This window comes from Pseudoblastomonas marina (assembly GCF_014641655.1).
Lineage (GTDB): Bacteria > Pseudomonadota > Alphaproteobacteria > Sphingomonadales > Sphingomonadaceae > Alteriqipengyuania_A > Alteriqipengyuania_A marina.
In genome coordinates this window covers 367173-393239 of record NZ_BMID01000001.1, presented here as the reverse complement: position 1 = coordinate 393239, position 26067 = coordinate 367173, and the positions used below count along the sequence as shown (strand labels likewise).

21 protein-coding genes are annotated in these 26067 nt (G+C 60.0%); 14 read left to right on the top strand and 7 right to left on the bottom strand.

Going from position 1 to position 26067, the window contains the following annotated elements; genetic code table 11:
- The first annotated feature begins 67 nt into the window (after positions 1-67).
- The 4 genes from IEW49_RS01905 (at position 68) to IEW49_RS01890 (ending at position 3543) form a co-directional block, all read left to right on the top strand.
- Positions 68-664, top strand: coding sequence for a DUF5681 domain-containing protein (locus tag IEW49_RS01905; protein WP_188641091.1), 597 nt, complete (start codon positions 68-70; stop codon positions 662-664).
- Positions 661-2121 carry a phage terminase large subunit gene (gene terL / locus IEW49_RS01900; RefSeq protein WP_188641090.1) on the top strand — a complete coding sequence of 487 codons (1461 nt, stop codon included), beginning with the start codon at positions 661-663 and terminating at the stop codon, positions 2119-2121. The genes IEW49_RS01905 and terL overlap by 4 nt, the downstream gene beginning before the upstream one ends.
- A 142-nt stretch (positions 2122-2263) precedes the next feature.
- Complete coding sequence (locus tag IEW49_RS01895) at positions 2264-3160, top strand: hypothetical protein (RefSeq protein ID WP_188641089.1); 897 nt, start codon at positions 2264-2266, stop codon at positions 3158-3160.
- Positions 3161-3183: 23 nt separating this feature from the next.
- A complete protein-coding gene (locus tag IEW49_RS01890) occupies positions 3184-3543 on the top strand; it encodes a hypothetical protein (RefSeq protein WP_188641088.1) in 360 nt (119 codons plus the stop codon).
- Positions 3544-3716: 173 nt separating this feature from the next.
- On the opposite strand, the gene IEW49_RS01885 is transcribed toward IEW49_RS01890, so the two are convergent.
- The 4 genes from IEW49_RS01885 to IEW49_RS01870 form a co-directional block, all read right to left on the bottom strand.
- Positions 3717-4541 carry a hypothetical protein gene (locus IEW49_RS01885; protein WP_188641087.1) on the bottom strand — a complete coding sequence of 275 codons (825 nt, stop codon included), beginning with the start codon at positions 4539-4541 and terminating at the stop codon, positions 3717-3719.
- Between the two features lie 176 nt (positions 4542-4717).
- The gene (locus IEW49_RS01880) at positions 4718-5404 is read right to left on the bottom strand and encodes a hypothetical protein (RefSeq protein WP_188641086.1); all 687 of its coding nucleotides are present in this window, start codon (positions 5402-5404) and stop codon (positions 4718-4720) included.
- Between the two features lie 445 nt (positions 5405-5849).
- Positions 5850-6125 (bottom strand): DUF4258 domain-containing protein, encoded by a 276-nt coding sequence (locus IEW49_RS01875; RefSeq protein WP_188641085.1) that lies wholly within the window; start codon positions 6123-6125, stop codon positions 5850-5852.
- Between the two features lies 1 nt (position 6126).
- On the bottom strand, positions 6127-7020 hold the full coding sequence (locus IEW49_RS01870) for a helix-turn-helix domain-containing protein (protein WP_188641084.1): 894 nt from the start codon (positions 7018-7020) through the stop codon (positions 6127-6129).
- A gap of 270 nt (positions 7021-7290) precedes the next feature.
- Between IEW49_RS01870 and IEW49_RS01865 the strand changes: the two genes are divergently transcribed.
- The 5 genes from IEW49_RS01865 to IEW49_RS01845 all read left to right on the top strand — a co-directional run bounded on the left by IEW49_RS01865 (position 7291) and on the right by IEW49_RS01845 (position 16032).
- A complete protein-coding gene (locus tag IEW49_RS01865) occupies positions 7291-8562 on the top strand; it encodes a hypothetical protein (protein WP_188641083.1) in 1272 nt (423 codons plus the stop codon).
- A 291-nt stretch (positions 8563-8853) separates the two neighbouring features.
- Positions 8854-10290, top strand: coding sequence for an ATP-binding protein (locus IEW49_RS01860; protein WP_268235643.1), 1437 nt, complete (start codon positions 8854-8856; stop codon positions 10288-10290).
- Complete coding sequence (locus IEW49_RS01855) at positions 10283-12982, top strand: Z1 domain-containing protein (protein ID WP_188641081.1); 2700 nt, start codon at positions 10283-10285, stop codon at positions 12980-12982. Before IEW49_RS01860 ends, IEW49_RS01855 begins: the two co-directional genes overlap by 8 nt.
- The gene (locus tag IEW49_RS01850; protein WP_188641080.1) at positions 12975-13961 is read left to right on the top strand and encodes a PD-(D/E)XK motif protein; all 987 of its coding nucleotides are present in this window, start codon (positions 12975-12977) and stop codon (positions 13959-13961) included. Before IEW49_RS01855 ends, IEW49_RS01850 begins: the two co-directional genes overlap by 8 nt.
- A complete protein-coding gene (locus tag IEW49_RS01845) occupies positions 13954-16032 on the top strand; it encodes an AIPR family protein (RefSeq protein WP_188641079.1) in 2079 nt (692 codons plus the stop codon). Before IEW49_RS01850 ends, IEW49_RS01845 begins: the two co-directional genes overlap by 8 nt.
- Here IEW49_RS01845 and IEW49_RS01840 read toward each other — a convergent pair.
- Complete coding sequence (locus IEW49_RS01840; RefSeq protein ID WP_188641078.1) at positions 16029-17540, bottom strand: DNA cytosine methyltransferase; 1512 nt, start codon at positions 17538-17540, stop codon at positions 16029-16031. The two genes, IEW49_RS01845 and IEW49_RS01840, sit on opposite strands and share 4 nt — an antisense overlap.
- A gap of 42 nt (positions 17541-17582) precedes the next feature.
- Here IEW49_RS01840 and IEW49_RS01835 point away from each other — a divergent pair, with 42 nt between their 5' ends.
- The 3 genes from IEW49_RS01835 (at position 17583) to IEW49_RS01825 (ending at position 22565) form a co-directional block, all read left to right on the top strand.
- Positions 17583-18026 carry a very short patch repair endonuclease gene (locus IEW49_RS01835; RefSeq protein WP_188641077.1) on the top strand — a complete coding sequence of 148 codons (444 nt, stop codon included), beginning with the start codon at positions 17583-17585 and terminating at the stop codon, positions 18024-18026.
- 244 nt (positions 18027-18270) lie between these two features.
- Positions 18271-21267, top strand: a complete 2997-nt coding sequence (locus IEW49_RS01830) for a RelA/SpoT domain-containing protein (protein WP_188641076.1) — start codon at positions 18271-18273, stop codon at positions 21265-21267.
- A gap of 548 nt (positions 21268-21815) precedes the next feature.
- On the top strand, positions 21816-22565 hold the full coding sequence (locus tag IEW49_RS01825) for a phospholipase D-like domain-containing protein (RefSeq protein WP_229658039.1): 750 nt from the start codon (positions 21816-21818) through the stop codon (positions 22563-22565).
- A 109-nt stretch (positions 22566-22674) separates the two neighbouring features.
- On the opposite strand, the gene IEW49_RS01820 is transcribed toward IEW49_RS01825, so the two are convergent.
- Positions 22675-23151, bottom strand: a complete 477-nt coding sequence (locus tag IEW49_RS01820) for a hypothetical protein (protein WP_188641074.1) — start codon at positions 23149-23151, stop codon at positions 22675-22677.
- 244 nt (positions 23152-23395) lie between these two features.
- Here IEW49_RS01820 and IEW49_RS01815 point away from each other — a divergent pair, with 244 nt between their 5' ends.
- Positions 23396-23701 carry a hypothetical protein gene (locus IEW49_RS01815; RefSeq protein WP_188641073.1) on the top strand — a complete coding sequence of 102 codons (306 nt, stop codon included), beginning with the start codon at positions 23396-23398 and terminating at the stop codon, positions 23699-23701.
- Positions 23702-23726: 25 nt separating this feature from the next.
- On the top strand, positions 23727-24806 hold the full coding sequence (locus tag IEW49_RS01810) for a hypothetical protein (RefSeq protein WP_188641072.1): 1080 nt from the start codon (positions 23727-23729) through the stop codon (positions 24804-24806).
- Positions 24807-24818: 12 nt separating this feature from the next.
- Here IEW49_RS01810 and IEW49_RS01805 read toward each other — a convergent pair whose 3' ends face one another.
- Complete coding sequence (locus IEW49_RS01805) at positions 24819-25760, bottom strand: DUF4238 domain-containing protein (protein ID WP_188641071.1); 942 nt, start codon at positions 25758-25760, stop codon at positions 24819-24821.
- Positions 25761-26067 lie beyond the last annotated feature (307 nt).

Sequence of the window (26067 nt, the reverse complement as noted above, 5' to 3'; positions counted from 1 at the left end):
CAGTTTCTTCGCGCGCCGGCCCGACCAATTGGCCGGCGCGCCATCCCATGTTTTCCGGAGACGAGCCATGCCGTTCAAACCTGCTCCCGACTGGATCAGCGCCTTCCCCGAGGAGGACGAGGACCAGCCTCGCCGATTGCCACCAGCGAGAAAACGCACTCGTACAGTGCCGCCGATAGATACGTCCGACCTGCTTCCGGACACCAACGACCCCGAACCTACAAAGCTGAGCCCAATCGATGCTGAAGAAGAACTTAGAGCGGGTTCACCAGGTCCGGTCTACGAAGTCGGCTACGGGAAACCGCCTGTGACGACCCGCTTCAAGCCGGGCCAGTCCGGAAATCCAAGGGGCCGGCCCAAGGGGGCAAAGGGTCTCAACACCATCGTGCGTGAGACACTTGGCGGAAAGCTGGCTGTCCGGACTTCCGAGGGAACCAGGAAGATTAGCAAGATCGAGGCGGTCCTGCAGAAGACGCTGGAAAAGGCCCTGAAGGGCGATGCCCGCGCACAGTTCGAGTTGATGAAGCTATGGCGGGTCGCGGTTCCCGATGTCGCCGGACCTGACGAGGAATTGACGACCGACGAGAGCCTCTCCTCCGCTGATCTCGCCATACTGGCTGCCTTCGAAGCGCAATTGGCTGAACAGCAAGGAGTGAGGTCATGAACCTACACAAACCCACCCTCCTGTCGGCCATGCGCCGCCAGCAGTTCGAGCTATTCCTGATTAAGGCGTTCGAGACGCTTCACCCCGGAGATCCGCCGCTCGAGCTGGCTTGGTACCTTGAAGCGATCTGCCATGCCCTCATGCAGGCACGATCTGGCGAGGAGCGGCGCCTCGTTATCACCGTTCCGCCGCGGCACCTGAAGTCGGTGACCGCGTCTGTTGCGTTTGTCGCGTGGGTCCTTGGACACGAGCCGAAAGCCAAGATCATGGTCGCGAGTTACAGCCAGGACCTCGCCCGGCACCATTCGAACCAGACCCGCACGCTGATGGAGAGCGACTGGTACCAGAAGGATTTTCCAGGCACGCGGATAAGCGATCGCGGCAACCGCGCCCTCGAAATCGAGACGACGGCAGGCGGCGTACGCAAGGCAGTTTCGGTGCAGGGTTCGATTACGGGCTTCGGCGCAGACATCATTATCGTCGATGACTGCATGAAGGCCGACGAGGCAAAGAGCGCTGTCGAACGGCAGAACCTGCGCGACTGGTTCGACAATACCTTGCTGAGCCGCCTCAACAACAAGGCAACGGGGCGCATTATCTCGATCCAGCAACGCCTCCACGAGGATGACTTGCCCGCCTACATGTTCGAGAAGGGATACCAACACCTCAACCTCCCCGCCATTGCCGAGAAGGAGGAGTGCGTCGCGACCGGCAGGGGACGGTCACACCATCGATCAATCGGCGACCTGCTCAACCCTTCCCGCGAAAACCGCGCGACGCTTGACCAGTTGCGTCGTGATCTCGGCCCGGTGGTCTTCTCTTCGCAGTACCAGCAGGAGCCCGTTACAGCCGAGGGCAACATGATCCGGCTCAAGTGGTTTGGGGTCTACGATGAACCTCCGGAGCGGCACGACTTCCTCAAGGTGGTCCAGAGCTGGGACACCGGAATGAGTGCGGCACCGACCAGCGACTACTCGGTGTGCACAACCTGGGGGTTCGAGCGCCACGAGAGAAAATGGTACCTCCTCGACGTGCTCCGCAAACGGCTCGACTATCCCGACCTGTTCCGAGCGGTCCAGGATCTCAGCCGACGCTATCGTGCCGACCGGGTCATAATCGAAAAGGCAGGTAGCGGGCATGCGTTGCTGCAGGAACTGCGAGCGACGAACAGGTTGCGTCCGATTGCAGTCGCTCCCGTGACCAGCAAGGAAGACCGCTTCAACGCGTGCCTTGCGGAAGTTGAATCAGGACGATTTCTGTTGCCACGAGAGGCGCCGTGGCTCGACGACTTCCGGAACGAGCTGCGCGCCTTCCCGCACGGCAAGTACGACGACCAGGCGGACAGCTTCAGTCAGTTCGTTCGCCATCAGCTGAAGCACTGGACTTGGCTTCTCACCGAATACGAACCGGATGGCAGGGCTCGCAACGTGGTGCGGCTGGAGCGCAGGCCTTGGTAATCGAGAGGGCAGGGCCACGACGATGGATGAAAATGGGGCACCACTGACTGGACTGAAGTAGAGCGTGATATGTAGATATCATTTTTAGCTTGACCGAATCCTCCAAGTGAGTGATATGGAGATATCACAACGGAGCGCAGTCATGGAAATCCCGTCTCTCACGGACACCGAGACCAATTTGAGGCACTGCCTTCTGCTCAAGGCAGATGATCTCTATTTCACGCTGGCGGCACCCCTGGGTGAAGAACTTCGAAACGGCTTTCTCGGCATCGAGGTTGAGGGGCTCGCGGATGAGAACCTGTCCGAGGAAGCGATTGCTGCAATTGACCTCGACCGGTTCGACATCGCCGAGCGGGTCCGGCGACTCCATGCCATGGTCTCCGCTCGCGGGCTGTCGATCGACGATCCCAACCGCCCGGACACCGAATTCGGCCGAAACGACAATCTCTATTTCCTCGAGCACTTCCTCTCGACCCTGCCGGACGTCGCGCTTGGCGGCACGGATCTGACCGGGGCACGGAATGGCGCCGTCAGGCAACTCTACAACCTCTCGTTTGCATGGCTCAATCTGATCGAGACGATTGAAGGCGGGTTCTGCGGCGAGAGCGAAACCGCATTGAGCGTGGGTGATCTCGCCCTTCTTTCCGGTCTCGACATCCGGACAATTCGTAACCGTTGCGGACCAGGAAAGCAGGTCCGGACAAGTGCCGACCGTGCCGTCCGTCAGCGTGGCAAGGCAGCGCCGGCATTCGTCTCGCTTAATGCCCTAGACGCGCTCGAATGGCTTGTCGGCAGGAAGGACTTCAAGGTTGCGCAGATCGCCCCTGCCTGGCTGACCCGCGAGCTGGCCAACTCCGATGCATGCGGTGCGACACGAGGGCTGCTCATCGCCAGCATCGTCAATCTGGGCCCCCTCTCAACTCTCGGCAACGAGCTGGGCTTCACCTTCGATGACGCTCGCAACTGGTTTGATCAGGGCAGCGTCCTGCCGACCGGTGTCATCAATGGCATCACCGCCAAGCTTGGCATTCAGAACTGAATTTAGAAAACAGGAGATTGAATATGGACCACACCACCGGCCTCGGTCGCCAGACCGCTGAACTGCACGCGCTTCTCATCAGCCACCGAAACATTGAGGAACACCCGAAAGGACATTCCAAATATGTCCTGCGCTATCGCACGGCGTGTGGCCACGAAGTGGCAGTCGAGAAACGCGCGGGGACGCCGCTGCTCTACTTCACCCGGTCGCTCGCCGAGGGACGGATCAACGACCTTGCGCCTGATTGGCTTCCGGGGTCGAAGACCGGCCGCAACAGCAATCTCAACACGCTGGAGACCTTCCGCAACAAGCCACTGGCTCGCCTTCGCGTGACCACGCTCGACACCGCACGCAGGGCACTTGATGCCTGCGTGAGCGGGTAGCGCGGCGCGAGCCCGCTCCCTGCAATGACAGGGAGCACGCGCAGCCGGCGGTCGCGGGAAAAACACCGGCAGGCTGGTCGCTGGAGTCTCACCTTTCCTCCAGTGACCGGCCACCCCGACGCCGGGCGAGGCGTGACAGCACGGAGAGACGGCAACTCCGAAAAAAGGACAGCCTAAAAATCGGAATCATCGAAGGGAAAATAGACGACCGGGAATCTCTCTTCCACGCGGGCCGCCTCGAGCCACTGTCGCCCGGAAACATTGAGCGAACGAAGATGTTCAATGGTTAAGGCACGTGAGGCGGCAGCCGCTTCCTGTTGGCGAAGCACGCCAATCGGCGCTTGAAGCTCGGTCTCGGTTTCCTCAATCGCCTTGGTCCATGCTGGTGTACCCATCGCATCAGTGGATTGCCGAACGCGTGCGAGGACCAATGGCGCAAGCTGAATCTCGCGGCCCATGGCTATGAGATCAGAGGCAGACGCCTTGGCCGCTTCTAGCGCAGCTCCGGTGTCGTCACAGGCCATTCTCGAAGTTACCCGCACCATCGAGGCAAGTCCGAACGCGTCGAGGAAAGGCATTACTGCGAGCGGATCCGCTCCTTCCTTCTTGGTCTCCTGCAGGCGCCGCTTGAAGTTCTCGGCAAGGAAATGCGCTTCGCGAGCAATTGCGCGCCACTCCATTTCTGGTTGGGAGAGACTCCAACACTCTTCCAGCTGCGCGAGCAGTGTCGAAAGCCGCGTAAAGTCCTCCTCAATTCGTTCTTGACGAAGATCCCTGATATTCCTGCTCAACACCTCCAGCAAAGGCTGCAACTCATCGACCTTACGCTCCACGTCAGAAAGCTTGTGCAAGAGTGCGCCTGTGCCCGCCACCGAAACGCCGATCGATGCTGCACTCAGCGCCAGATTGGCAAGCTGCAGGGACTTCACCACCTCGACTGCTGCCTTGATCTGCTCATTCTGGACGGCAGTAACAGCATCAGCCAAGAAGCTCGCCATTCCCATGGGACCTTGCCAAACCAATTTGCCAAGAGCGGAAGTTTCTTGAAGGTGTCCTACGATCCGCCCTGATGCCCTGGATCGAATAATCGATCCGAAAACCTCGTATTCACCGCTCTTGACCCTCGCGAGGAGAGCACGAGGGACTTCTCGCAGCAGGGTATTGGCCCGGCCGGTCATGCGATGGATCGAGCTCGTTCAGCGGTCTGCCTATATTCAGATTCCAGCTGTTCAAGGATCGAGGGGCGCTGCGCGGTGCCTCGCAGCAAAGCTGAGATGATCAATTCCCGCGACTTGCGTCGCAAGCGAGCTTCGAGCTTCGACCAGAGGCGGCTACCCTCGATGATGCCAGTGGCAATTCCGAGCGCTGCGATAGCTCCTCCGCCCACCACGATCGGCCAGCTTATGGCAGTGGTAGTGACAAATCCGAAGTAAGCGCTCGTAGAAGAGATTGCCAAATAGGGCAGTGCGGCAGCCGCCGCAGCGCCAGCCCCAAGGGGTATTGCCGTCGCTGCGATATCGCCCGCCCCCTCAAAGGAGTTGCCATGCACTGGGGCATCTTCGATGTTTCGACTCCAGAGAGCCCGCTCGTTTGCCAGCGATTGGAGTGCCTCGTTCGCATCCTCGATCAGCATGAGCGCCAGTGGTTCGCCAACTGCCCTGATACGCGGTGCGATCTTTTCCCTGAGGAAGGCGTTCGGGTCGACAAGTCCGTCCTTCCATCCTGCCTTGGTGAGATCTTCTTCAGTCTGCAGGATGAGATCTGCTGCGGCTTGGTTTAATACGCGAGCAGCGAGAAGCGTCTGGTCTGATGCCCATTCATCGAAACTATGATCGACAAACAGGCGCGTCAGGAATTGCATCGTCGATCGCCACCGTTGCTATCGGCTCGCGCCTTATCGTTATTGAAATCTATTGCGGCAACGAGATATCGCCAGATCGCCCTCGACCATACTGTTGCCCGCCTTCGCAGCAAGTTAGAACTTTATAGGCCTGCGTAGGGTCCCCGCACGTTATTCGCTTCACGACTGACGTTATGTTAAGGCCGGTTCGAATCTCCTGCGCCGCAGAAGGCGCAGACCCCCGCATCCGATCGGCCCAGCCCCAACATGATGCGCTCAGCCTCGGCACGACCGTCAAAGGGACCCAGCCACCGCCCATTTCGACCCGAGCCTGCGGCATGAGCACCGGACCCGTCGTTGCAGCGGCTGCATGATCCTGCATGCATCCGCGCCCGGTCGTGCGTCCAGTTCTCGTAGACCCAGTAGGACATCCGTTCCTCCGATCAGTACCTGAAACATCCAGCATTCAGTTCTGCAGTAGACGCTTGGTGTCGGTTCCGCTGGAATGATAGGCGGTGACGAGTGTGTCATCCGCCATGACCAGGCGTTTTCCCACGAGGCGCTCGGCCCTTCGCAACTGATCCCGCAGACCTGCCGCATAGCGCTCGAAATCCTTCCGGCGCACCAGGATCCCGCCTTCAACCTCGCTGCCCAGCCTCAGGATCAGGTCGATATCCGCCTCTCTCAGTCCGCGCTGCGCCATGCGGGTCCGGGCGTGCCGTGAAATGCCGAGAGCGCCCATTTCAGATCTCCAGCTCATCGAGGAGGCCCTTCCAGGTTTCCCGGGTCTTGTTGCCCGCCTCGGTCGCCCATTCCGCAATTGCTTTTGGGCCCGCTTCCCTGATTTCCCTCGGCAGCTCATGCAGCGGGGCATAGCCATGGACGATCTCCCCTGCTGCCGCCGCGTTCCCACCGGTCAGCCGCTCCGCTTCGTTCTGTCCCAGGGTATAACCCGGTCCGTCCCAGTAGGGCGACCAGTGCTCAAACTCGGCAAGGTCTCCAAGATCCGCGGCCAGCGAGGCGAGGAAACGTGCAAACGGGTTCTGCTCGCTGTCCTCATACTCCTCGCGCAGATGCTCGTCGGCGATCTTCAGCCCGAACAGGTCCCTCGCCCTGATCGAGCCCTCTTCGGCGACCATCAGATCATCGGCTTCCCAGCTTTCCTGCAGTTTCGGACTGAGGTGACGAGCCCCGGCGAGTTTTCCCAGCAGGTCCCATTGGTTCGCGACCTCGTCCAGATGCTTCTGCCGGCGCCTGAGGCTTTCCTCGGCTGCCCAAAGGAACAGGAAGGGCGCGACATGCAGGATGTGAGCGGGCTTCACGTTGTAGCGGAGGGCGACGAGCGCCAGCGCGTTGCGCGCGTCATCTGCCATACGGACATTCATCTGACTCTTGCGCCCACTGAAGGGCCCGTCCGGCGAGCCTTCGTTCAGGTCGGGACCGGTCAGCGTTTCGATATCGGTCGAAAGAGCCTTGGCCAGACCTTCAAGGGTATGACGACGGCTGTTCTGCCTGCTGCCGTTCTCAATGCGACTGATTGTTACCCGGTTCACACCCGACAGCTCCTCGAGTGCATCAAGGGTCAGATTCCGTCGCACCCGCAGCAGGCGGAGGTTGGTGGCGTTGATCTTGGTCATGTCTTTTCTCCAGTGAGGCGGAGATTATGACTCATATTTGATAGGCGCAATTAGCGTTTGATCGGCATTTCAACGTGTATATCTGATTTTTCGATATCAAATCTAAGCGGAATGCCAATGCAGCGCATATATGCATTGAAACGAGTCCGGGGCCCGGGCGATCAATCGAGCCCCGTTCGCGTGGCTGCTGCGCTATCATGACCGAGGCGTCGCAAAGCGAGTTGCGACTCGTCACGATGGCGCAACCAGCAAATGGGCAGGATTCCGAGCATGACCAAGGCGTTTACCCGTGAGGAGTTCCATGCACTCGTCTGGTCACGACCAATGACACAGCTGGCGAAGGAGTTCGGGCTATCCGATGTCGCTCTGCACAAGAGCTGTCGCAAGCACGCGATCCCCACACCCCCGGCGGGCTGGTGGGCAAAGCAGAAAGCAGGGAAGAAGGTATCGGTTACGCCGCTTCGAGCGGCCCCGCCCGACGATGATGGAAAGGTTCTGATTGCCGCACGCCAACCAGGCGTACTCGCTGGCGAGCGCGCCAAGGCACGCGACCGCGCAGCGGGCGATCAAGGAGGGCATTCGCCAGACGAATGCGAAATCGTCTCGGCCACGCTGGCCGTTCTGAGGCGATCGCACGCCTCTCACATGGGGCTGGTCACCTGCGCTCGCGACGGCCTCATTCGCTGCGAAATTGCTCCAGCGTCGATCGATCGCCTTGGCAGAATCCTCGGGCAGGTAACGAGTGCCGCGTGTATACAGGACTTTAATCTGGTCTCGCCCGATAAGGGGCCGGCCCGCTTCACCAACGGAATGGACGATGTGGGCTTTTCCCTGTCCGAAACCTTTCAGCGCCTGAAACACCAGCCGACGGCGAGCGAGCTGGCTGCGGAGGCGAAGTGGGACCGGATGCTGGAGAGGCGGAGAAATGGGTGGTTCGACATTGACTGGTCGAAACGACCCGTAACGCCGGAATGGGACTGGCGGCCGACCGGAAAGCTCAGCCTGGAACTGGATCACGTATGGGTAGCAGGCGAGCCATCTCCGAGGCGAACCTTCAACGATGCCAAGGTCCAGAGGCTCGAGGTCATCGCCACGGAAGTTGCGATTGGTGTTGCGGTTATAGCCGCAGCCAAGCGACAGCAGAGACTGCAGCGGGAAAATCGGGAAAAGGCCGCCGAAGAAGCGCGAAGGCAGCGGGAAATCGCTCAGCGAACGGAATATATCGAGCAGCGTCGCGGCGCCGCCTTGACGAGTATTCTGCGAGAACTCGAAGAGATCGAAAAACTGAAGGAATTGCTTCCGAAATTCTGTGAGCCCGATGGGGAGCATGCCCACCCGAGAGTGGTGGAGTTCGACCGCTGGGTTAGTCGTCGTCTGGCAGACCTTGAAAGCGCAATCACCGCGGAAAATCTCGAGCGAAGGTTTGATCGCAGCAAGCTTTTTGGCTCCGACGATGACCACGACTTCGTTTTCAGGGCTGTCCAAGGGCGAGATGCGCCCCCTATATATCGCCACGATTTTGATCGAAGACCGACCGGCTGACTGAAATCGGAATCAAATCACGTGGAGCCGGTCCATGCCAATCTCTTTCACCTGCAACTCCGAGATTGCCTCTTTGAAATAGCTGGCGATGCACCTGACAGATTGCACGAACCAAGTAAGTGGGTCACGCTCCGGGGCGCTATCCCCGACCAACTTGAAATTAGGCGAAACAAGCATTTACGTCGCGAATAGATCGTCGCTATAGCGACACGAAATGCTCGGGGGAGCGAGGGGGCAAAGCTGTAAACGGTGGTCAAGTACAGGAACAATCCGCCGGACGCTGCCGCGCTGATGGCTTCGGCTCGTAGCTTCGGCAATTACAATCTGCCGAGCGCATTGGCGGACCTGCTGGACAACAGCATCAAGGCCCGGGCGGGCATGATCGAGATCCTGTGCCTGAGAGAAGACGGAGAGCCGACGGTTCGAATTCTCGACGACGGCCACGGCATGACCGAAGACGAACTCTTCGGTGCCATGCGGCCGGCGAGCGCAAACCCCGAAGACGAGCGGGCCGCGGACGACCTGGGGCGCTTCGGCTGGGGGATGAAGTCGGCGTCGCTCTCACAATGCAGAAAGCTCACCGTTCTGACACGAAAGAACGGGAAGTATGCCGGAGCCAGCTGGGACCTCGACGATATCGAAGACTGGCAGATGGGCATCCTCGAGCACCAAGAGATCGAGAAGCTCGCAAATCCCAAGCTGCTCGAGCGAGACGGGACCGAAATAATCTGGGAAAATTGCGACCGTCTATCTGAGTACGGAAAGGTCAGGGCCAAGGAATTCAACGAGCTTCTGGCACACGCAAAGTCCGAGCTGGCGCTCACATTCCACCGTTATCTTGCGGGCGAGATGGGCGTCAGAAAGAAGCTGACGATCACCTTCAACGAGGGCGCCCTAGATCCGATCGACCCATTTCTGCGTGATCACCCGGCGACACAATCCAAGCCCGTCGAACATCTGGAGCTCGAAGGAAAGCCATTCAGCGTTCAGGCGTTCATCCTTCCTCACTTCTCGAAAATTTCCTCGGCGGAACATGAGAGGCTGGGCGGCGAGGAGGGCTTCGTCAAAAATCAGGGCTTCTACGTCTACCGTCAGCATAGGCTAATTATGCACGGGACGTGGTTCCGGCTGGTTCGACACGGCGAGCTCTCGCAGCTGGTCAGAATTGCGGTGAACATCCCGAACAGCCTCGACGCGATCTGGAAGATCACCGTCGACAAGTCGGAGGCCCAGCTCCCCTCCGGACTAAGGTCGAGACTGAGAGAGATCGTGAAGTCGCTCAAGGGGCAGTCGGGAAAGGTATTCCAGTCCCGCGGAGGCAGGATCAAGCAAACGGACGGCAAGACGCCCGTCTGGGCAAAATACGTCCGGAGCGGCGAAGTGCGGTACTATGTAAACCGTGAGCATCCGCTCGTTGCCGACCTGCTTGAGCACGAAGATCGTGAAGTGCGCCAGTCCTTTGGCGTTGCGCTCAATCTCGTCGAGGACTGCTTTCCGGCCGTCAGCATCGGCGAGGATTTCACGACCAGACCCGAGATGATGAACCAGAGCGCTCTCGACCGGGATGCGTTTCTGGAGCGGCTCGACGCGGCGCTGCCGTCTCTCCTCGCCCATTGCGATGGCTCGTTCGAGAAACTCTGGGAGCTGCTCCAGGTGACGGAGCCGTGGGGCGGCCAGTCGACGCTGGTCGAGGAACATTTGCGATTAAAGGGGTGGAAGAATGCATGATGCGGAACTTGCCTTTTTCCGGCTGAACATAGAGCGGGAATATGCCGAGCTTTTCGCCACAGGAGCCGGTCTGCCCGAAGGTGCAATCGAGCAGATGGTGGAGGACGGACCCTTTACCCATCTCGACGAGGAGTCGGTTCACTCCATCGTTCGGGAGCTCGAGGCGAGCTTCAGGGTCACCCAGAGGCGCGGCGCGGTCATCTCGAAGGGACACCGGCCATGGCTGTCGAAGAAAAAGGCCAGCCTAAGTTTCTACTACTGGAACAGGCTCAGCAAGTACTACCGCGAAACCGGAGTTCTGCCGTCGAACGTCGTCGCGACGCTAGATACCGACACCGACGAAATCCTCGACCTGTGCGGTAACCCGCTCGATCCGTCGTACCAGGCGGTCCGCGGCATGGTCATGGGCAACGTGCAGATGGGCAAGACGACCAACTACTCGGCTCTCATCTGCAAGGCGGCGGATGCCGGCTACCGTGTGATCATACTCCTTGCCGGCATCACGAATTCACTTCGCACCCAGACGCAGGAGCGTCTCGACGAAACGTTCATAGGCAAGATATCGGTCGCGAATGCGGCCGCACAGCAGTCGCTGCCGATCCAGAGATTCGCGACCGAAAGAAGGATACCCGCGGTCGGCACAACCAGGGACTCGGATTTCAAGGCCGGAATGGACGGGATCTATTTCGGTCTGGCCGGTCACCAAGAGCCGATGATCTTCGTGACGAAAAAGAACAAGGCGGTTCTAGAAAGGCTCGAGAAGTGGATTGACGAGCAGGAGGAAACCGGAGGGTTCGAGCTGCCCCTGCTCCTGATCGACGACGAAGCCGACAACGCCTCGATCAACACCGCAAAGGATCCCAAGCTTACGACGGCCATCAACGGCATTATCCGGCAAATCCTCGCCCGTTTTCCGCGGTCCGCCTATGTGGGATACACGGCAACACCATTCGCGAACATCTTCATCGATCCTGAATCGCCGGAGGAAATGGAGCACGACGACCTGTTTCCCGGCAATTTCATCAAGGCTCTCGATCCGCCTTCAAACTACGTGGGCTCGCACCGCGTTTTTCGAGATGACGGCGATCTTCGCGACGAGATGGTCAGGACCGTTGCCGACTATCAGGCGCTCTTGCCGCTCAAGCACAAAAGTGGCGATCTGGTCACCGATCTTCCGGAAAGCCTGAAGCACGCTGTCAGGGTTTTCTGCCTGACGCGTGCGATCCGTGTGTTGCAGGAAAAGGGGGATGCGCACTGCTCGATGATGATAAACGTGAGCCGCTTCAATGCCATTCAGGCGCAGATCCTCGGACACGTTCATGAATACCTTTCCGAGCTCAAGGATGCCGTCTCCGTCTATGGTTCGCTCGATCCGGAGAGGATCCATGACGATACGATGGACGATCTCAAGGTCAGCTTCGACGAGGAATATTCGGATCTCGACTACGAATGGTCCGACGTGCTTTCCTGCCTCAACGAGGGCATTCAGAGCATCGAGGTCCGTACGGTCAACATGAAGGGCGGTGTGCTCGACTACAGCCTCAACAGGCTGCACGGGCTTCACGTTATCGCCATCGGTGGCCTCGCGCTTTCGCGCGGCTTGACCCTTGAAGGGCTAACCGTTTCATATCTGCTCAGAAACGTGGCAGCGAGCGACACTCTGATGCAGATGGCGCGCTGGTTCGGGTACCGTCCGGGATACGAGGACATTTGCCGGCTCTACCTTCCCCAAATGTCGCTCAATCACTACGAGTACGTCGACGAGGCGACCGAGGAACTGCGCAAGGAAGTGAAGCGCATGAAGGCCGCGAACCGCACGCCGGCCGACTTCGGCCTGAAGGTTCGCCAGAGCCCTCTGGCGATCCGCGTGACCGCAGCGAACAAGATGCGGACCGCAGAGAAGCTGACCGTCGCGCAGGACTATTCCGCCCGTCATGTCGAGGGCCACGCGCTTCCAAATGACGCGAGAAAGGGCGACGAGAATTACGCCGCGGTTACGGAGTTCTTGGAACGGCTGGGCGAGCCGTTGGAAGTTGCGCCGGGCTACGTTGCTTGGCGGGCAAGAGGCAGGGACGTGCTGGAGTTGATCGCTAGGTTCAACTTCGGACCCCATCTTGATCTTGCGAAGATCTCGGAATCCTCGCTTTTCGAGGACTATGTCCAGGATCGCATCTCCGACGAAATGTCCGAGTGGGACGTTGCGATACCGATGAAGCAGGCAGGTGCCGCGAAGAGCTTCGCCGGACAGGACGTACGCATGAGAAGTCGCGATAAAGGCATCGTGAAGGATGGCGCATACAGGGTCTATGGCGCGAGGAGCCGGGTGGCTGATCTGCCGGATGCATGGATCGGTCTCGACGAGGAGCAGGAAAGGAACGCACTTCAGCGGTTCGAGAACGACGAATACAAGAAGGAACGTGCCGCCTGTAGCGTCCGAAAACGGCCGATGATGCTGGTTCACGTATTCGAGCCGACATTGCGCGACGATCCGGACCACAAGGAACAGTCGGACGATGTTCTGAAGATCGGGAGTCCGGCGGTGACGCTTTCCTTCTGCATTCCCGAGACCAAAAGGCCGGCAAAGGAACACACCTACCAGGTCAATGCGGTCTACCGGACCCAGCTTGAACTTCAGTACGAGCAGGAAGACGACGACGACGCCGAGGCGATCACGGGAGACCAGGATGCTTGAGGCATGGGAATCTCTCTCGCCGCCGGCGGAATCGGGTGCACGAAACGTGCTGCTCGCCGACAGCGGCCATCCTCTGGACTTCCGGATCGGACAGGATAGTCGCGGACAATACGTGTTTCTGCTCGACGCGGACCGGCCGGCTGGTGGAATTCCGAAACTACCCAAGGTCATGGGGATTTCGATCGAGCTGGAGGAGCCCAAGGCCGGCCGTGTTCGACTCGTTCTCGGCCTTCAGGACAAGGCTGACCTCCAGATCTTCTCACATATGTGCGCTGGTCTGATGCTCGCGACGCGGTCAAACGCAGCGACGAGGTCCTCCGAAGGCTTCGTCCGCACCTTGGAAGAACTTCACCGCTGGCACGAGATGCTGAAGCGCCGCCAAGATCGGCGGCTCACCAGAAGCGAGCGAATCGGGCTTGTCGGCGAACTTTTGTTCCTGCGGGACGAGCTCCTGCCCCGCATGGGGCTAATTGCCGGTCTGCATGCTTGGACCGGGCACGAGAGGCATGAACAGGATTTCGTGGTGGGTTCGACGATCTTCGAGGTGAAGACGCAGGTCGTGACGGCCGATCGGATGATTTCCGTTTCGTCGGAAGATCAGCTCGATCCTCGTCAGGGCAGGATACTGATCTGCAATCAGGGCATTGCTCCTGCTCCGGAAGGGGCGGCCGGATCCTGCACCTTGAATTCGATCGCAAAGGAACTCGCCGACTTGGCAAAGGCAACCGGAGGGGGCGCTTCCGATCTCCTCGGTATAGGATATTTGGGAGCGGGATACGAGCCGCACCCCGAATACGAGGAGGAGACGTGGACGCGGGTCGACAGGGCTCTCTACGAAGTTCGCGACGATTTCCCGAGAATCGAGAGAGGGGAGCTCAGACCAGGGGTGGAGCAGGTGCGATACAGGATTCGCGCCTCCGATTGTCAGCCCTATGCGAGGGATATCGAAGCCACCTTCGAGGAGCTGATCGATGGATGATCTGGAAGATGCTTTCGAGGACCTTCGCGAAGACGTGATGCTCGAGGCGGAGGCCGGCGGAGTCTTTCAGGAAGAGGCCTTCTTCGAGATTTTCGCCGAGGCCGCGAGCGACAATGGTGACACGATCGATCTCGAATATGCCCACTGCCGCAAGGAAGGAGGTTCAAGGCCGTATCGGGTGGACGGTCATGCTTTCGACGCAGATCGAGGCACGCTCTACTTGGCCATCTGCGACTTTCGGGAGGGGCGCGAGCTTCAGTCGCTTCAGGCCGCGAGGATGGATTCCGCTCTCAAGCAGGCAACCAATTTCTTCGAGAACGCTCTCGCGCCCGAGTTCATAAACTCGTTGGAGGACAGCAGCCAGTGCTTCGCGGCGGCCTATCCGATCTACATGAACCAGCAGTCGATCCGCAGGCTTCGCGTTATCCTGTTTTCCAACGCCAGACTTGCTGCGCGCAGGCCCCCACAGCTGATGGCGGATGTTGCCGGAGTGCCCGTTGTCTACACCGTTCTCGATGTTGCGAGATATGCCGACATTCAAAAGTCGCGGGCGACACCCGAAGCCATCGAGGTCGATCTGGAAGGAATTGCCGGCGGCGCCCTCCCGTGCCTGCGGGCTTCAAAGATGTCCGGCGAATACGAATCCTATCTTTTGGCGTTGCCCGGCGAGGTTCTCGCCGACGTCTACGGTCTCTACGGTGCGAGACTACTCGAGCAGAATGTCCGGACCTACCTTCAGGCCAGAACCAAAGTGAACAAGGGCATTCTCAAAACGATTCGGGAAGAACCCGAGATGTTCTTCGCCTACAATAATGGCCTGACCGCGACGGCATCAGGTGTGGAACTCAGGCAACTGGAAGACGGTCAGCTCGGCATTTCCTCGATACACGATCTCCAGATCGTAAACGGGGGGCAGACAACGGCCTCGATTCTCTATGCCAAGGACGTGGGGAAGGCCTCGCTCGACAAAGTCCACGTCCAGATGAAGCTTTCGGTCGTACCGGATGAATCGGTCGAGAAGGTGGTGCCGCTGATTTCCCGCTACGCGAATACGCAGAACCGGATCTCGGAAGCCGATTTCTTCTCCAACCATCCCTTCCACCTGCAGATGGAACGGTACTCTAGGGTCCTGACCGCGCCGCCGCAGGACGGTGCGCTAGCGGGCGAGAAGTGGTTTTACGAGCGTGCACGTGGCCAGTATCGCGACGGCATGGCCTACGCGAGCAAGGCGGAACGGCGGAAGTATCAGCTTGAATTTCCCAAGGCCAAGGTCATGGTGAAAACCGATCTCGCGAAATATGTGACTACTTTTGAAAGGCGGCCCGACATCGTGTCGAAGGGCGCCCAGAAATGCTTCATGCACTTCGCTAACGAGACGGCGAAAGCGTGGAAAGCCGGGCAGGCAAACTTCAACGAGACCTGGTTCAGGAACGCGTGCTCAATGGCACTGCTGTTCAGGTGGACTGACAAGATGATCGCGCAGTCGGAATGGTACCAGGAAGATCGTGGCTTCAAGTCGCAGACAGTGACCTACACGCTTGCCCGAGCTTCTCTTCATGTGCGTGAGTTAGGACGCGCGTCGATCAATTGGGACACTGTCTGGTCGACACAGGATGTCCCGGAAGAGCTTCAGGAGTTTCTCGAGGTGCTTGCGCCTCAAATTGCCGCGGCGATCAAGGACGCACCGGCCGAAGCTCGCAACGTTGGCGAATACTGCAAGATGCAGGCCTGCTGGGAAAATATCTCGAAGATGGATTTCAGTGTTCCCGCCCTTCCCGACTACGTCACACTCAGCGAAGATGATGCAAAGGATCTGAAGAAGGCCGGGCGCGACACGAAAAAGATCGACAACGAAATTGATCTCGATGTCGTTCTGCTATCGATCGTTCCAAAAGCGGATCTGGTTCGTGCCAACGCCAACCAGAAGCGCCTGCTTTCCGACAAGTCCAACCGGGCCCTGGAGAAGCTTTCGGCCGGGAATATCGCGCTTTCGCGGCCCGAAAGAAATGCCATGAAGCTTCTGATCAATCGGCTCGCGGATGAAGGGGCGCCAGTCGAATCTATGGGCTAGGCGGCCCTTGCCTGTTTGATGCCGCCCGCAAGCAGCTGGCCCAGAACCAACGCGATTTGCCTGGCGAGGACGGGCGGTACCGCGTTTCCAACCTGTACGTACTGCGAAGTACGGTTGCCAAGGAATACGTAGTCGTCGGGAAAGCTTTGAAGTCGGGCGGCCTCCCTTACGGTCAGGCTACGGCACTGGGTCGGATCGGGGTGGATGAAATAGTGGCCGTCCTTAGAAATGTGGCTTGTAACGGTGGAAGAGGGTCTGTTCCAAACCTGCACCTTGAAACGGTCGGCAAATTTTCCCGAATTCCAGCTCTGATGGTTCGGCGCGAGAACCTCGGGAAAGTCCCGGGAGGAAGGGGGGCGTCCTTCGAGCTCGGCAAATGTCGCGCAGAAGGCATATCGGGCGAGATCGGAGGTCATATGACCTCTCGTCTCGTGATTGGGTGGGCGTATCAGTCGATCGTCGCGTAGTGTTTTCACAAATTCCGACGGGGGCGTGGTGCCATAGGACGTGGAACTTCGACCCGTCTCCATTCTTTGCTGGATAGCCTTATGATGCTGCCATAGCCGTTCGCGCAGCCCCGACCCCTCGGGCGCGGCGTCTGCCGCGGCCAGAAATGCTTCGCCTACCGCCTTTTTCCAGCATGGGAAGTTGTCCTCTCCCCGGCTCAGCCCACTTCGCAGCTCCGGCAGGTCGCCGATGGCTTCCTCCACCGACACTTCCCGTGTCGCCTTCGGAAGTCGAATTTCGCTCGCATCGAGACTGGCGGCCACATCCTGACGCAATCCGAGAATGATGACACGGTGCCGGGCCTGGGGCACACCGTGCTCCTCGGCCCGCAACAAATAGCCTGACTTGTCGGGTTCGGGCGATAGCGAGAAAAGACGGTAGCTGTCGGGCCCGGCGGCATTCGCCAGATCGCGGTGGATGAGTTCGAAGATTCTTCCCCCGGAAACCGAAGAGGACAGGATCCCCTTTACGTTTTCCATCACGAATGCGCGGGGACGCACCTTGTCGAGAATGCGGATATACTCCCGAAACAGGAAGTGCCGGCGGTCCTTCTCGGGAGTGTAGTCGGCATTTCCAGCGTTCCGGGATCTGCCTGCAAGCGAATAGGCCTGACAGGGAGGACCTCCGATCACAACGAAGTTGTCGGCATCGTCCTCGAGGAGCTTGTCCAGACGCACATCGAGTTTTCGATCGTCGTCGGGCTTGCCAAGTTCGAGCATGGCGGTCTCTGCTTCCGCTTGCTCCCAGGCGACTCCGTGACGCTGAACGATTTCCTTCAGCGGAATTTCGCCGTTCGCAAAGTCGATGTAGTCCTGCCTGCCGCTCGGATCGAGGTTCCGATAGAAGCTTCTCAGTCTGAGGGTGGAAAAGGCTCCGGCATCCATCTCGACGGAAAGATCGATCTTGAATTCGGCAGGTCCGGTCGAGGTCGAGAAGCCTTCGGCGAGCCCGCCCGGACCGGCAAAGAGATCGATTGTGCGAAAGACCCGATTTGATTTCATGGAAGTTTCATACCAGGTCTTCGCGAGACAACCAGGGTAAAAATGGCCGATATCGTTTCAAAGGAAGAGCGTTCGCGAATGATGTCGGGCATTCGTTCGCGCAACACGAAGCCCGAGCTTCTCGTTAGAAAACGTTTGCATGCCAGCGGGTTTCGCTTTTCCCTCCGACGACGAAGGGATTTGCCCTGCCAGCCGGATCTTGTTCTGCCCAAATATGGCGCAGCGATATTCGTACATGGATGCTTCTGGCACCGCCACCAGGGTTGCAAATTGGCGACGACCCCGAAAACCAATGCGGAAAAATGGGAGCAAAAATTTGCGAGAAACGTGGAGCGGGACGTTCGCTGCCTATCTTCCATGCAGCAACTGGGTTGGAGGACAGCTACGATTTGGGAGTGTAGATTGAGAGAGGGTCTCGACGAGACCATTCCTCGGCTTGTTCAGTGGCTTAGAGATGGCGACAGCGAAAATCTTGATCTGGGATAGATCGCCCTACGTATTTTGCGATTGATCACTATGCTGTGAAGTTCTCGAATGTGAAACCTTTGCCCGGGGTTTGAGGATCAAAAACCAACTGATGAGTTATTCGACATAGCCCATCCAGTTGGGTGCAAGTTAAGGTCTGCTGATGGGCCGTTTGCCGAACGGCAGGTTCTAGACGAGATATTGTGCGAAACGGACTTTCGATATGCCTCGTCTTGCCGATCTGGATGCGGGCCGGGAGCGCGGAATGACCTTCGACGAATATCAGACCGGTGGGATGGCGCTGTATGCCGACTTCGCCGAGGCGGTGTCGGACATCCTCGAGGCCGCGATCGCCGAGCGACGCGACCTTCGCCTGCAGAACATCCAGGGCCGCGCGAAGGAACCGGCGTCGCTCGAGGCGAAGCTCGCCAGGGCCGGGGCGAAGGCCGACACGCCTATCGGCGACCTCGCCAAAGACGTCGCGGGCTGCCGCGTGATCCTCTACACCAACGGCGACGTCGAGCGGTTCCGGAACAGCGGCATCCTGCGCGACAACTTCGACGTCGACTACGATCGCTCCAAGATGCACTATCCCGAGAGCAAGGAGGAGGGCGCCGAATTCTTCATATCTGAGAACTGGGTGGTGACGCTGAGCGAGGCTCGCTGCGCGCTCCCCGAATACCGCCGGTTCGCCGGACTGCGCTGCGAGATCCAGATCCAAACGATCCTTGACCACGCTTGGGCCGAGATGGCGCACGACACCATCTACAAGCCGATGACCGACGTGGGGTTCGGGGTCGCGAAGATCGAGGCGATGCGTAAGCGTCTGCGCAAGGTAATGCAGGAACACCTCCAGCCGGCGGGCTACGCCTTCGACAAGATCGCCAGCGACTATGCCCGACTGCGCGACGGCAAGGAAATGTTCGACGGCGACGCCCTCGCGGCGATCCGCGGCTGTGACGACCGCAACAGCCTCGAGGAGACGGTCGAGCGCTACTCGGACTTCGTGCTTCCCCACTTCGATGAGTACGTAGCCGCCGCGCCCGACATCATCGACACGATGTCCGACGCGGCGATGCGTGCGCCCGGGATGCCCGAGGTGCCACTCAAGTACTTCAACCGCGAATATCCCGGCACCAGGGCGCACGCGGTCATCGTCAAGATCTGCCGGATCCTAGAAAGCGGTTATTTGCTCTACGCGGCGCCGGAGCGGATGTTCGACGCCGTGATCGCCATGCGAAGCGCCGCCGCCACGGACGACGAGCGCAAGCCGATCGACGATCTCGCCCGGCGGTTCGCCCAGTATGACCTCCATGCCTGGAAGAGGGTCGGGCCGGGAATCCAGCGGCTGATCGTCGACAGAATCGCGGGGATGGAGGATGCCTCCCTGGTCGACGCCACCGCTAGCGCCACCATCATGCTGAAGGAGACCCTTTCGACCACAGTGACCGGCACCAGCTGGAAGGCCGATGCGATGCTGCTTCACAACGGATCGGTCGTCGTCACCGACGAGCTGAAGCAGATTCGCCGCGATGCGCTGGGACAGCTCGAGCGCCTGCACAGGCTCCTCGCCGACGACGGGGCGAAGGGCAACGTGCGGCACGCCATGCTCGCCGCGGGCAGCACGCCGAACAACGCCGGTTACACCGATCAGCTCGGCGAGGTCATTATGGACGACCTCGCACGGGTCATGGGGTTCTTCGCCGGGGTGATCCCCGGCCTCGGGCTCGAGGCGAGGCGGCATCTCGAAGTCGCCGTCCACCAGCGATACTACGCCTACCACGCGCTGCCGCCCGCCATGGCTGGTAACGCCGCGCTGGTGGCAGCGCAGGGGCGGCTGCTCGAGGCGTTCGCCGAAGTCCGTGCCGCGCTAGACGCCGATCCCGAACTGGCCCGCTACCGGCTGCTCGTCGGCTACGACAGCGTGACCGCGAGCATGTGGGCGAAGCCGGGCTTCGACTACGAGGCGAGGAAGGAAGAGCAGTCCGCCGGCATCGAAGCGCTGATCGCGGACCTCACGGCCGACACGTCGGACGAGTGGCTCGTGCGGCTCGAGCGCTTTGTCGAGACGCGCAGCAGCGATGGGGCGACGTTCATTGGACTCCAGGATTTCATCAAGCGGCTCGCGACGACCCAGCCCGACATCCTGCTGTCGTGGTTGCCCCGGCTCAGCGACCGCCTCGCGGCATGGCTGCCTGGCATGCTCCACGGACTCTGGGAAGCCGGTCGCGGCCCGGACATAGACCGCCTGCTAGAGGGCTGGATCGGCGAGGACCGGCACCTGTCCTCGATCGCCTACTACCTGCAGTTCGCCGAGGCGTTCCGGTTCGACCTGCTGGCCACCATCACCGCTAAGGGGCTGGCCGCGGCGGACGACGCGATCCTGCACAACGCCGCCATCGCCGCCGCCCGGCAGTCGGCGAGGCATCCGCAGGGCCTGTTCGACGAGATCTACCTGCCGGCCGCGCGGTCGCTGGCGTCACGCGGCGTGTTCAGCTGGACCGGCGGCATGTTCAACTGGGACCAGGTCGAGCTGCTGAAGGAACTCTCCGCCGAGCAGGTCGACCCGTTGCTCGCGCTGATGACCGATATGCCGCGCCTGGGCAGCGACGGCGAAGCGATGCTCGCCGTCATCGCGGCCGAGCACGTCCATGCAGTCATCGAGCTGATCGGCCGGCGCTTCCAGCACGACAGCAAGAACGGGGACATCCGCTACGAAGACCTGCCGCACGGCGTCCACGACCTGCGCGCCCCGCTCGCGGCCGCCCCAGGCGAGATCGTGGCGGCGGCGCGGGCGTGGTTCGACGCCAATCCGGCCTTCTCGCAGTTCCACGGCGGCCGGCTGATCGCCGAGCTCTTCCCCAACTTGGAGCATCCGCTCTATCCGCTGCTCTACGGCCAGCTCGAGCAGGGTCGGGAGGGCATCAACTTCGTGCTCTCGGTGCTGAGGGCCTACGAGGGCGAGAAGTTCCTGCATCCGCTGCTGCGCGCGATCGTCGGTTTCCTGCCCGCGGACGACGAGCTGCTGAACATCGTCGACATCGTCATCGACTCAAGCGGCGTGCTCGTCGGCGAATACGGCTCCGTCGAGGCGCAGGAGGCGCGCAAGGCCCTCGTCGCCGAGTGGGAAGACGACGAGAACGAGGCCGTGCGCGACTTCGCCGCGCGCTTCATCAGGTCGGCGGACAATCAGCTGGCGATGGAGCGGCGCCGGGCCGACCGGACCGTCGCGCTCCGCAACATCGAGTACGACGGCGAGTAAATGGCTAATTCAGAGCAATCACTCGCGCGAATTGCGACGCGGCTCACACCCGGTATTTCAACTGATGGCGGCAGCTTTTAGGCTTAATGTTGGCGCAGTTGCATGACCGCTTATAGGGCGCGTTGCTGACGGACCGATTTTGGGCCGGAAGAAGACAGTCAGCTCTGGAGCTGAGTCATTCACGATCCGGCCAGTCCGAATGGACGTAGTGTGAGACAACCAATGCAGCCAGCAGTCGAGGCGATAACGTGCCCAACCTCGCCCGTGAACGGTCAGCACAGGTGCGGCGCCACAAGGCATTCATGCGCGCCCATGTGCACTCGATCAGGTCCACGGGTGGCAACTCCGTGGCCCGACCGCACTTGCCCAACGCCTCAACGACCTCTGTATACCGACCGCGTCAGGCGAGGGCGAGTGGACGCATGACAAGGCGTGCGCGGCAATCGAACTAGCGAGCAACGCACAAGCAGGCCTATGATCGGCGCAGACGAACTTTCAGTCAGGAAAAACCCTTGGCGATCCCACCAGAACGAACCACGCCCGACTTTATGGCCCGATTCCAACCAATGGATCCAACAGAAGCCCTGCACCGAGTGAAGGCCTTGGTCCAAACGGAACCGGATTTCAGAGCAATCGGCTCAGACAGTCAGGTTCGACCTGAAACTCTGCAATGGGTTGGGCAGTTGGCTGCACTCATCGACGCAATGAAGCTGATCAAAGAAGGTGTCGAGTTGGGCGTCGCCGAGGGCAAGCTGGTTTCTAGCCAAGGAAGTGCGGGTGGCGCGCAGATTCGGGCCGTCCTATACAAGGTACTTGGCCACGCCGAGTTGAAAGCTCCTACAGCCGCTCAAGGTGCTTTTGTTGCCGCTGGCGAACAGGTCGACGCCTACGGAGCTATCGCCAAGATTCTTGATTCGGCACAGGCGCGGCTCCTGATCGTCGATCCTTATCTTGACGCGACTCTAGTGACCGATTTTCTCGCCGCCGCGAAGGGAGCCGTAGTCTTGCACGTTCTTGCCGACGAAGGGACAGTCAAGGACACGCTGGTTCCCGCTGCGGAACGATGGATCGCTCAATTTGGTTCTGATCGACCACTGGAGGTGAGACTGGCTGCAAAGCGAACATTGCATGATCGCTTGATTGTCGTCGACGACAAGGAAGTATGGTCGCTTACGCAGTCGATCAAAGACTTCGCGAAACGATCCCATGCCGCTGCCTTGAAAGTGGACGACGAAACGGGAGCGCTGAAAGTCGCGGCATATTGCGATGCATGGGACACCGCCACGCAGGTCGCTTAGGCCCCACCCCATGCTCAGCCCCTCGCGGCCCTTCTATCCCCGCACGCTGTCCGGTTCTCTGGGGTGCTGCCGGGTGTTGCTCGCCCAGCGGCGAACACCACCCTGCGGTCTAGACATCGATGCCGAAAGCTGCGCGGAGCGAGCGGTGAGTGATCGGAGCAACGCGCCCGATGTGATCAACGTATTCCTCGCCTTCGTAAATGCCTTCGTAGTCCCAGTGGACAAGCTTGGCAGTCTTGTCGTCGAGAATCGAACGAGTTCGGCGAGTGATGCCCGACCAGACGTTCTTGATGTCCAAGTAGGTCTCTGCGCCCTGGATAGAGTTGATTGCATCCTTCTGGTGGAATTGCGGCGTCGCGCTAAGCGCGATGGTGCGGAGGATTGCGACGGATTTGTCGCTGATCGGCTCCGCGATCAACTGCCGGGCCATCCCAACCGAAAGTTCGGCAGGCCCGTCGAATTCGACAGGATCATCCACCGATGCGACAGCAACACCTTCGGATAGGCCCACCGCTTGCAGCACCTCGCGACGCGCCGAGGGGCTCAACGCCCCGATGCTCGCGCTACTTAAGAAAATACCATTCATAATCACTCTCCTCGAATCATCACCAATCATGATGATTCGAGGTTAGCCGTGATGCGGGATAAATCAATATCAATCACGACGAACGATAATCATTCATAGACGTGCTGTCTCATTTTCTGCCAAACCCAATTGGAACCAGACGTTCTGATTCCGAGCCACTGCCGTCGCCGGAATCGAAGAAGCCGGCGAGGATGGGGCCGCCGGGCGCATCGTCGCGGCGCTCACCTTCAGTTTCTGGACCGGGATGCTGAGCCCCGCCTACGAGACCCTATGGCGCGCGACGCTCAATCGCATCGCCGAGACCAAGGAAGGCAAGCGCCTGCCGCGCAAAAGATTCTCGCGCCCGCTCACCCAGATTCGGCTGGTGCGCAACCGCACCGCCCATCACAAGCCGATCCTCCACTGGAATTTTCCTAAGCATCACGGCAGTATCCTGCAGCTGAACCGCTGGTTGTACCCGACGGTCCACTATTGGGCAGCATCGAATGAGCGTTTCGATGCCGTGATCGTCGGAGGCTATGACCTCGTGGCTTCCGGCAACGCCGAATGAAGCGAAAGAAGGAAAGGCTCGGCACATGGTGACCCGGGGAGATGAAGTCCTTGCAGCCTTTGCCGCGGCGCTTGCTGCCCTCGATGAGCTGCGCCTAGAACATTATGAAGACAGCGCCGTGCGCTCGATCGTCGAACGGCTCGGTTCTCGCCTCGAGCGCTTCTTCAAGACAGCCGTGTTCCCCGATGCCGCTGCGAGCGACACCTTCGACACCCTGATCAACCGGCTCAAGTCGCTCGGCATTGCCAAGACGGTGCGCGGCCAGCTGCACTCGGTGCGCGACCTCTACAACGATGCCAAGCATGATCCCGCCGCATCGGTCCGGCTAAAGCGCGCAGTCGACGCGATCTCGGCCGCGCGCGGCGGGGTAGAGACGCTGATCGCCAACGGGATTGGCGCGACAGCCGCTCCGATCGAGAAGGTCATTAGCCGCCTGCTCTGGGTTTCCGCCTACGACGTCTATGTCGGCGGCGTGACCGAAGTCTATGTCAGCCTGCCGCTGCCCGAGGATATCTTCGCCACGCATCTCGACCTCGTCTGGATCGATGGCCTCGCCTGGGACTCGATGAAGGCCGAACTCCTCGCCACCGGCTGCTTCCATTATGGCAAGGAGCACTTCGATCCTGAAGTCTACGCGCGCTTCGGCCAAGAGCAGGACTTCCTCAATGCCGGCGTCTGGGACGGCGACTATCGGCAGCTCATCCAGATCATCTCGAAATACGAGGATCGTCCGACGGCCGGTCGCCTCATCCCCAACCTGCGCCGCGATCATATGTCGATTGCCGTGCACTCGGCCATCGCTCTCGCTGGCGTGGACGTCGCCACTGCCGCTACCGCCCCCCTTGGCCTAGACGAGCTCAGGGCCGCGATCCTCAAGCGCGCCGATGAAGTCTACGCAATGCCCGATGAACGCAGCTGGGTCCAAGCGACGGCAGCGGGCTTGGCCGAGCTGATCGTCCAGCTCCCCTTCGCCGCTTGGTCTCAACTGAATGGACCTTTCTGGAATCTGTGGAACCCTAAGCCGTTCACTGCTGCGGTTTCCCCGGCCGATGCGAAGAAGATTCGGTACGTCATCGACGATGCGAGCCGCGTCGTCATCGTTTGACGCGGCGGGCCGTCAGCGATCGCGCGACCAGTCGAATTTGGTCTCGACTTTGCCATTGCGCATGCGGATGCCGATCGACTTCGGCGCTGACTTGCCGAAATGCTCCTTGATGAACTGGAGCGGGGGCTTCTGCTTCGAGAACACGAACTGCTGGGCGTTCTGGAGCGCAATGCGGTTCATCCTCGCCGCGCCCCGGTTGTTAGCACGCATGATAAGGCATCGCCCGGTATGGCTGTCGGGAACGGGCATCACCTCGATCGCCATCTTGGGCGTGAGCGGCGCATGGATGTCGAACGGCACCGGGCCGGACCGCCAAGGCTCTTCGGCGCTGATGCCGGCATCACTGAACAGCAGCTCGTTGGTGCCTTCGATCAGCAGCAGTCCGAGATGCGCGCGCGCGATCCGCTCGCGATAGATCTCGAACACCTGCAGCATGTTGTCGAGCGCGACCGTCTTGATCGCGGCGTCACGCGAGAGTGCTTTCGGCAGGGGAGCGCCTTGCCTGTCGTGGAACGCGACAAGCTTTGCGAGATAGCGCGGACTGCGGACCAGCAAGGCTGCAAGGTAGCGGTCGATGGCGTCGCGGTGTTCGGCCGACAGGATCATCTCTTCGACCTTCGTCGGCACTATAAAGCCAAGCTCGCGCAGCTCCTGTTCTTTGTAAGGCCGCTTCGCGGGCAGCGGCGAAACCTTGATTTCCTCCATCGTGGCGAGGCGTTCGAGTGCCTGCACGAACGGCGTTTCGATCTGTTGGCCGAACCAGTGTTCGATGGTGAGGTCCTTCTCTCCGGCCAGTTCGTAGCGAGTGTAGAGCTCGCCTTCGACGCCGATCTTCGACGGCGGTGCCCGGAACGTGCTGCCGTCCGACCGCGTAACGTTGATGAACCCGTCGGTATCGGTCCAATGACCCGATTGAAGCTGAGGCCACCAATGATGGCGTTTGGGTTTCGTCATTGGCAATTCCGATTCTATTGGTCGTCACGAATACCAGAAAGACGGTGCCGGCACCTCGGCGGCTCAGTGCCCGACCGCTTTTAATTCGTACTGCTGCCGCTCGCGACCATGAGCCGGATACCACTGTTGCGGATTTAGATATAACTGTCCGCTTGCGAGCAATCTTTGCATTGCACTCAACGACCTAATGGGGGCGCTGTGCCGAAGGGCTGCTTTGCCAATTTCAGAAATTCGGCGAATGGATCGCAAGTGGACAGGCAGCCTAGATGCGGCAGTTGCAAAGCTGCCACTCTCTTGAGGGAGCGCC